This window comes from Pseudomonas sp. 2822-17, assembly GCF_002742485.1.
Classification (GTDB): Bacteria; Pseudomonadota; Gammaproteobacteria; order Pseudomonadales; family Pseudomonadaceae; genus Aquipseudomonas; species Aquipseudomonas cyclaminis.
In genome coordinates, this window is sequence record NZ_LJRZ01000909.1 from 1 (window position 1) to 240 (window position 240).

Annotated in this window: 1 protein-coding gene; it reads right to left on the reverse strand. The window is 37.1% G+C overall.

The window, feature by feature from the left end:
* On the reverse strand, positions 1 to 240 hold a 240-nt coding region (locus AOA60_RS33665), incomplete at both ends, for a hypothetical protein (protein ID WP_218240974.1).

Genomic DNA, 240 nt, shown 5'->3' on the forward strand with positions numbered 1-240 from the left:
CTATGGCTTTTATATCATTTGAAGCCATTTCTAATAAAGTTGCACCTGCTAATGAACTTAGAGCTGAAAAGAATACAACAAGGAACCATAAAAATAAAATTTTACGGTTCGAGTAACCGCTTTTCTGGAGTCCAACTGTACTGGACAACCCCTCTGGGATATTACTTATAAATATAGAAACAACTAAAGCTAAGCTAACAGAACTCCCCCCAGCAAGACTCATTCCAATCATTGCTGACT